Origin of the sequence: Fonticella tunisiensis (assembly GCF_004364155.1) — a bacterium.
GTDB classification, from domain to species: Bacteria; Bacillota; Clostridia; order Clostridiales; family Caloramatoraceae; genus Fonticella; species Fonticella tunisiensis.
Map to the genome: position 1 here is coordinate 1 of NZ_SOAZ01000050.1, position 6110 is coordinate 6110.

Genomic DNA, 6110 nt, shown 5'->3' on the forward strand with positions numbered 1-6110 from the left:
GTAATTAAGATGGGCTTAAGGTTAAGTATGGTTTACACTAACCCTATTCTACATGATTTTTTCACGGGGTGTTGCATTTAATATTGCAATTTAAGTTTGCAAATAATTTTAAAAATATTGTTGACTTCTACATATCAGAGTATTAGAATAAAGATAAGATATCCGAGTAATTTAATAGGAATTAAACACTATGATCAGGAAAAGTAGGCCATATATAGCATACAGAGAGGGATTTCACGGCTGAGAGAATCCTATGTGATGATGTGGCTGAAGTGCACCTGTGAGTGTTAAGCTGAAGTTTAGTAGGCTGCTACGGGTTCTCCCGTTATTGAGATAAGGCATGTTGGTGCCGAAAACGAGATGGGCAACTATGCCTAATCAGAGTGGAACCGCGGAACTAACCTTCTGCCTCTGAATTTCAGGGGTGGAAGGTTTTTTATTGACAAAACTATTTAAGACATATTAATGCTAAAGGAGGAGAAATCATGATTTTTAACAGTATTTATGAAACTATAGGCAATACGCCAATTGTAAAGCTTAACAACATTACAGGGGAAAATTCAGCAGATGTTTTCGTTAAGCTGGAATATTTCAATCCGGGAGGAAGTGTAAAGGATAGAATAGCACTGGCAATGATAGAAGATGCTGAAAAGAGAGGATTATTAAAGAAGGGGCAGACTATAATCGAGCCGACAAGTGGAAATACCGGAATAGGTCTGGCGATGGTAGGCACAGCAAAGGGATATAGAGTTATAATAGTTATGCCTGAAACCATGAGTATAGAAAGAAGAAAACTCGTAAAGGCTTATGGCGGGGAAATAATTCTCACAGAGGGTGCAAAGGGTATGAGAGGTGCCATAGAAATGGCTCAAAGGCTTGCTGAAGAAAATGGCTATTTCATGCCGCAACAGTTTGTAAACCCTGCAAACCCTGATGTGCATGCGAAGACTACTGCTATTGAGATACTTGAACAAACAGATGGAAAAATTGACGCCTTTGTTGCTGGAGTTGGAACGGGAGGAACAATTACGGGAGTTGGAAAAATATTAAAGAGAGAGATTCCGGGTGTAAAGATTGTTGCTGTGGAACCTGAGGCTTCACCAGTTCTTTCAGGAGGTGCGCCGGGCCCACATAAAATTCAGGGTATTGGTGCCGGATTTGTTCCTGATATAGTTGATAGAAGTGTAATAGATGAAATTGTCAGGGTTACTAATGAGGATGCTTTTGAAACATCGAGGAGAGTTGGAAAAATGGAAGGAATACTGGTTGGTATATCCTCCGGAGCTGCAATATCAGCAGCACTAAAGAAAGCAGCCGAGCTAGGACCTGGTAAGAGAATTGTCGTGATTGCCCCTGATACGGGTGAAAGATATTTATCAACAGAATTATTTGAAGTATAAAATTATGTTTAAGACTATATTGTATGAGGCGAGAAACATTTTAAAAAAAGACCCGGCAGCGAAGTCGCTGTTTGAGGTTTTAACCTGCTATCCAGGGCTGCATGCAGTTCTCTTTTATAGGCTGGCGCATAGGCTGTACCTAAGAAAGAGATACACGCTGGCAAGAATAATATCTCAAATTGCACGAAGTCTTACAGGCATTGAGATACATCCAGGAGCTAAAATAGGAAAGGGACTTTTTATAGATCACGGAATGGGTGTTGTAATTGGGGAGACAGCTGAAATAGGAGATAATGTTACCATATACCACGGGGTTACACTTGGAGGGGTCGGTAATGAAAAAGGAAAAAGACATCCTACCATAGGGGATAACGTAATGATTGGAGCAGGTGCGAAGATTCTAGGGCCAATAAAAGTTGGCAATGGGGCCAGAATTGGTGCAAACTCAGTGGTATTAAAGGATGTACCTGATAGGGCTACTGTGGTCGGAATACCTGCAAAGGTAGTTACTTCTAAGAAAAACAAGGTACTGTATATATATTCTGATGTTGTGATTTAAAAAAACCGGGCTTAGCCCGGTATTTAATTTTTATTTTCTTCTGTTTTGAACTGTGCTGTAAATTTGTTCAGCTGATAATCCTTCAGCTGAAACAACGGGCACTTCAGTGGATGTATCCTGTATTCCAAGAAAATCTATATTGCCACCTGAAACGATTATAGCGTCATAGTCTCCTACTTTTTCAATTCTGTGAAGTTGTGTATCGTCAAACATGTCTACCTGATATCCATGACCCTTAAAATACTGCTGTACATTTACAAGGTTTTTTTCAATAGCTACCTTTTTGCGCATAGAAATCCCTCCAAAAATTTATTACGAATATATTTTTTATAAAATTTAATTTTTCTATACTCTATAAATTGTAATGCTGTATTAAATAACACCGTTAAAATAGGAAAACATATTCCATATACTGTTACCGCTTTACTTCATGGAATTATAATATAATCTGTTCAAATATGAGTTTATGTGATATAAAGATAATATGATTAATCTGTTATGTTAGCTTGATCTATTAATAAAAGCGCTGCGGCAAAAAATATGCTTCACTGGCTACACATTCATAAATGTATTGTGAGGTGATAGGATGAAGAAAAACAAAAACAGCTTTCTATTAAAAACCTTTATCAATTCTATAGCAATATATGCAGCAGCAAGTATAATAAAGGGAGTAAATATCGAAGGATTTATACCTGCTCTGGTAGCTTCGTTAGTTTTTGGTATTGTAAATGCCCTTATAAAACCAATTTTAATTATATTTTCCCTTCCAATTAATATAATGAGCCTTGGACTTTTTACATTCGTTATTAATGGTATTTCTCTGCTTATAGTGTCAGGAATAACAGCAGGCTTTACCATCTCAGATCTTGGTGCTGCAATATTGGCATCTATAATAATTAGTATAGTCAGTTCTATTATAAATTTTTTGATATCATGAAATAATCCAACTAACTTAAAAACAATTTCATATAAGCGTTTACTTTAATTGGGAGAGTATGCTCATGGTGATAGGAAGTGCAACAATAACACTAAGAATGTTTACCCCTAAATCCTTAAAGGAAAAAAGACAGATTCTGAAAAGTATAATTACTGGAATAAAATCCCAATATAATGTTTCAGTTGCAGAGATATCTCTAAATGACAAATGGCAGCTATCTGAAATTGGGATGGCATGTGTATCCAACGATACAAAGGTCATATATACGACTTTTAATTCGATTGTAAAATTTATAGAACAGGACGGAAGAGTGGAGATAATAACTATTAACATTGAAATGCTTTAAACAACAAAACTTTTGTGCTATTGTTTTTTATTATAGAGGGTAAGTATGTTATTGGATACACTGTTGTTCATAAGTTATTATTATATTATAATGAAGATATTGAAGGAGTGTTTATACTTTTGTAATTACAAAGTTGTATGAACCGGCTCTCTTATTTCCGATGGAATTTGAATCTATAAAGGTTATCCGATAAGAAATGGTGATGTAAATGGAAAAGATAAAAGAAGTATTAGAAATACTTGAAGAACATTACGGCGATATGGGGTGTGCATTAAATTTCAAAAGCCCCTTCGAATTACTAGTTGCAACAATGCTTTCAGCCCAGACAACAGACGTAACGGTTAACAAAGCAACTGCTGTACTTTTTGAAAAATACAACACACCCGAGGATTTTGCAGCCTTAAAACCGGAGGAACTTGAGCCTTATATAAAAACATGTGGATTTTATAAAACAAAGGCTCAGAATATAATTAATGCAAGTAGAAAAATATTAACCGATTTTAATGGAAAAGTACCTAAGCGCCTTGAAGATTTAACAAGTTTGCCGGGTGTTGGAAGAAAAACTGCAAATGTTGTTCTTTCAAATGCCTTCGGAGTTGATGCAATCGCTGTGGATACGCATGTTTTCAGGGTTTCAAACAGGATAGGCCTTGCCCATGCTGATAATGTTGAAGATACTGAGATGCAGCTTATGGAGAATATACCAAAGGAATATTGGTCTAGGGCACATCACTGGCTTATATGGCATGGCAGAAAAGTATGTACGGCAAGAAGGCCAAAATGTGAAATATGTCCTGTAAATCGTTTATGTAACTATTATGAGGAATTGAATAAAAGCAAAAAAACCTCTGAAGAATAATTAAATATATACAGTATTAGAGTAAGGTAAATAATATAACATAACCCTTACTCTTTTTTATCTATAAATGAATATAAACATTATATTTCTAAAGCTAAAACTTGGAAACTGCTAAACTGTATTACTTCTTTTTCTTCTATTATATTTAAAAAATTCTTAAAGTTTTTGCAAGATAAATTGAAGTTATCTTAAGTAATTTATAGAAGAAAATGTAATTATATGTTAAAATTGTATTAAGAAAGGAGTGGTATTTTGGAAAATAATAAGATATTGGAAAGTATAATTGAAAATGTAGAAAAGGTTATAATTGGCAAAAGGCAAGTGATAGAAAGGGTACTGGTGTGCTTAATAAGCGGTGGACATGTACTAATTGAAGATGTTCCGGGTGTAGGTAAAACTATGCTCGTACATGCCATTGCAAAATCCATAAATTGTGATTTTAAGAGGATTCAGTTTACTCCGGACCTTTTACCATCGGATATCACAGGAGTTTCTGTTTATAACCAAAAAACGGGGGAGTTCGAATTTAAATTTGGACCCGTAATCAGTCAGATAATATTAGCGGATGAAATAAACAGAACATCACCTAAAACTCAAGCAAGCCTTCTAGAGGTTATGGAGGAGCATCAGGTAACGGCAGACGGAATTACATACAAGCTACAGGAACCTTTTATGGTTCTGGCAACTCAGAATCCAATCGAATATGAGGGCACGTTTCCACTTCCAGAGGCACAGCTCGACAGGTTTATGATGAAGATAAGTATGGGCTACCCGGATGAAGAGTATGAAATTGCAATGATGAGGAGATTTAAGAAAGAAAATCCCCTGATTGAGCTTCAGCCTGCAGCAGGACCTGAGGATATAATGAAACTCAGGGAAGTTGTGAAAGATACTTATGTAGATGAGAAGATTGAAAGATATATTCTATCTATCATTAAAGCTACAAGGGAAAGAGATGATATTCTTCTTGGAGCCAGCCCAAGGGCTACGATGAGCTTATACAGAGCAAGCCAGGGGAGGGCTGTGCTATATAACAGAAATTATGTTACTCCTGATGATGTTAAGTCTATTGTAAAATCTGTATTAGCACATAGAATACTTTTAAAGCCGGAGTACAGACTGAGGGGAGTAACACCCGAGGGAACAATCGATAAAATAGTTAATTCAATAATGATTCCAGGGGTTACAAGATATGCTTAAAATAAAGAAGTCTGTAATAGTCCTTATTATTTCATCTCTTACTCTGGCACTTCTTGGCGGCGGTCAAATACCTTATCTGGTATTCTATATGGTATCGGGAGTATTCATAATTTCCTACCTATGGACAGCTTTCACAGCAAGAAAAATAAGCGTATTTCAAAGGGTTGAAAACAAAGATTATTACGTTGGTGATATTATAACAATTCAGTCATATATAGATAATGACACGCTGCTTCCAATACCCTATGTTGAAATAATAGACCATACTACTGACGGTATGGCAGATAATAATCCAAGACCTACCATAATATCTATGATGCCCATAGAGCGTGAACTTGTAAAAAGTAATGTTACCATAAAATACAGGGGTATTTATGATATCGGGCCCCTTGAATTAAAGATATCAGATGTGTTCGGTGCATTTGCATGGAACAGAAGTGTTTATACAAATACATATGTTAAGGTGTATCCAAAAGTGCATAGAATAGTTAATTTTAATTTAAAATCCATGCAGTCCTTTGGAACAATGAGTACGAAAAATAAGGCATATGAGGACAATACAAGCATATCTGATATAAGAAAATATAACATAGGAGATAGTGTGAAGAAGATACACTGGAAGGTTACTGCAAAGAAGGGGAGTTTACATGTAAAGGATTACCAGATGACCGGCAGCACGTCAATCCATATTTTACTTGACCTTAAAAAAGACTGTTTAGGCAATTGCAAAACTCATTAAAATTTTAGCTGAAAAATTAGCCTTCTTTAAAAAAACAGGAATTTAGACAGGGAGTTTTAAACAAAGAAAG

Annotated in this window: 8 protein-coding genes and 1 other annotated feature; of the genes, 7 read left to right on the forward strand and 1 reads right to left on the reverse strand. The window is 35.7% G+C overall.

Going from position 1 to position 6110, the window contains the following annotated elements; translation table 11 throughout:
- Positions 1 to 181 precede the first annotated feature (181 nt).
- Positions 182 to 416 (forward strand) — a binding site (T-box leader).
- Between the two features lie 69 nt (positions 417 to 485).
- Positions 486 to 1400: a cysteine synthase A gene (gene cysK / locus EDD71_RS14840; protein ID WP_133629492.1), complete on the forward strand. Its 915-nt coding sequence runs from the start codon at positions 486 to 488 to the stop codon at positions 1398 to 1400.
- A gap of 4 nt (positions 1401 to 1404) precedes the next feature.
- Complete coding sequence (cysE, locus tag EDD71_RS14845) at positions 1405 to 1959, forward strand: serine O-acetyltransferase (RefSeq protein ID WP_133629493.1); 555 nt, start codon at positions 1405 to 1407, stop codon at positions 1957 to 1959.
- Between the two features lie 30 nt (positions 1960 to 1989).
- On the opposite strand, the gene EDD71_RS14850 is transcribed toward cysE, so the two are convergent.
- Positions 1990 to 2250, reverse strand: a complete 261-nt coding sequence (locus EDD71_RS14850; RefSeq protein WP_133629494.1) for a YkuS family protein — start codon at positions 2248 to 2250, stop codon at positions 1990 to 1992.
- A gap of 295 nt (positions 2251 to 2545) precedes the next feature.
- Between EDD71_RS14850 and EDD71_RS14855 the strand changes: the two genes are divergently transcribed.
- The 5 genes from EDD71_RS14855 (at position 2546) to EDD71_RS14875 (ending at position 6040) form a co-directional block, all read left to right on the forward strand.
- On the forward strand, positions 2546 to 2896 hold the full coding sequence (locus EDD71_RS14855; protein ID WP_133629495.1) for a phage holin family protein: 351 nt from the start codon (positions 2546 to 2548) through the stop codon (positions 2894 to 2896).
- A gap of 64 nt (positions 2897 to 2960) precedes the next feature.
- Positions 2961 to 3242 carry a DUF503 domain-containing protein gene (locus tag EDD71_RS14860; RefSeq protein WP_133629496.1) on the forward strand — a complete coding sequence of 94 codons (282 nt, stop codon included), beginning with the start codon at positions 2961 to 2963 and terminating at the stop codon, positions 3240 to 3242.
- A gap of 208 nt (positions 3243 to 3450) precedes the next feature.
- Positions 3451 to 4101, forward strand: a complete 651-nt coding sequence (nth, locus tag EDD71_RS14865) for an endonuclease III (RefSeq protein ID WP_133629497.1) — start codon at positions 3451 to 3453, stop codon at positions 4099 to 4101.
- A gap of 252 nt (positions 4102 to 4353) precedes the next feature.
- A complete protein-coding gene (locus EDD71_RS14870; RefSeq protein ID WP_133629498.1) occupies positions 4354 to 5301 on the forward strand; it encodes an AAA family ATPase in 948 nt (315 codons plus the stop codon).
- Positions 5294 to 6040, forward strand: a complete 747-nt coding sequence (locus tag EDD71_RS14875) for a DUF58 domain-containing protein (RefSeq protein ID WP_133629499.1) — start codon at positions 5294 to 5296, stop codon at positions 6038 to 6040. Before EDD71_RS14870 ends, EDD71_RS14875 begins: the two co-directional genes overlap by 8 nt.
- Positions 6041 to 6110 lie beyond the last annotated feature (70 nt).

Excerpts from the sequence above, each read along its gene's own strand:
- cysK (WP_133629492.1), top strand. The coding sequence starts at position 486 with ATGATTTTTAACAGTATTTATGAAACTATAGGCAATACGCCAATTGTA.
- cysE (WP_133629493.1), top strand. The coding sequence starts at position 1,405 with ATGTTTAAGACTATATTGTATGAGGCGAGAAACATTTTAAAAAAAGAC.
- EDD71_RS14850 (WP_133629494.1), bottom strand. The coding sequence starts at position 2,250 with ATGCGCAAAAAGGTAGCTATTGAAAAAAACCTTGTAAATGTACAGCAG.
- EDD71_RS14855 (WP_133629495.1), top strand. The coding sequence starts at position 2,546 with ATGAAGAAAAACAAAAACAGCTTTCTATTAAAAACCTTTATCAATTCT.
- EDD71_RS14860 (WP_133629496.1), top strand. The coding sequence starts at position 2,961 with ATGGTGATAGGAAGTGCAACAATAACACTAAGAATGTTTACCCCTAAA.
- nth (WP_133629497.1), top strand. The coding sequence starts at position 3,451 with ATGGAAAAGATAAAAGAAGTATTAGAAATACTTGAAGAACATTACGGC.
- EDD71_RS14875 (WP_133629499.1), top strand. The coding sequence starts at position 5,294 with ATGCTTAAAATAAAGAAGTCTGTAATAGTCCTTATTATTTCATCTCTT.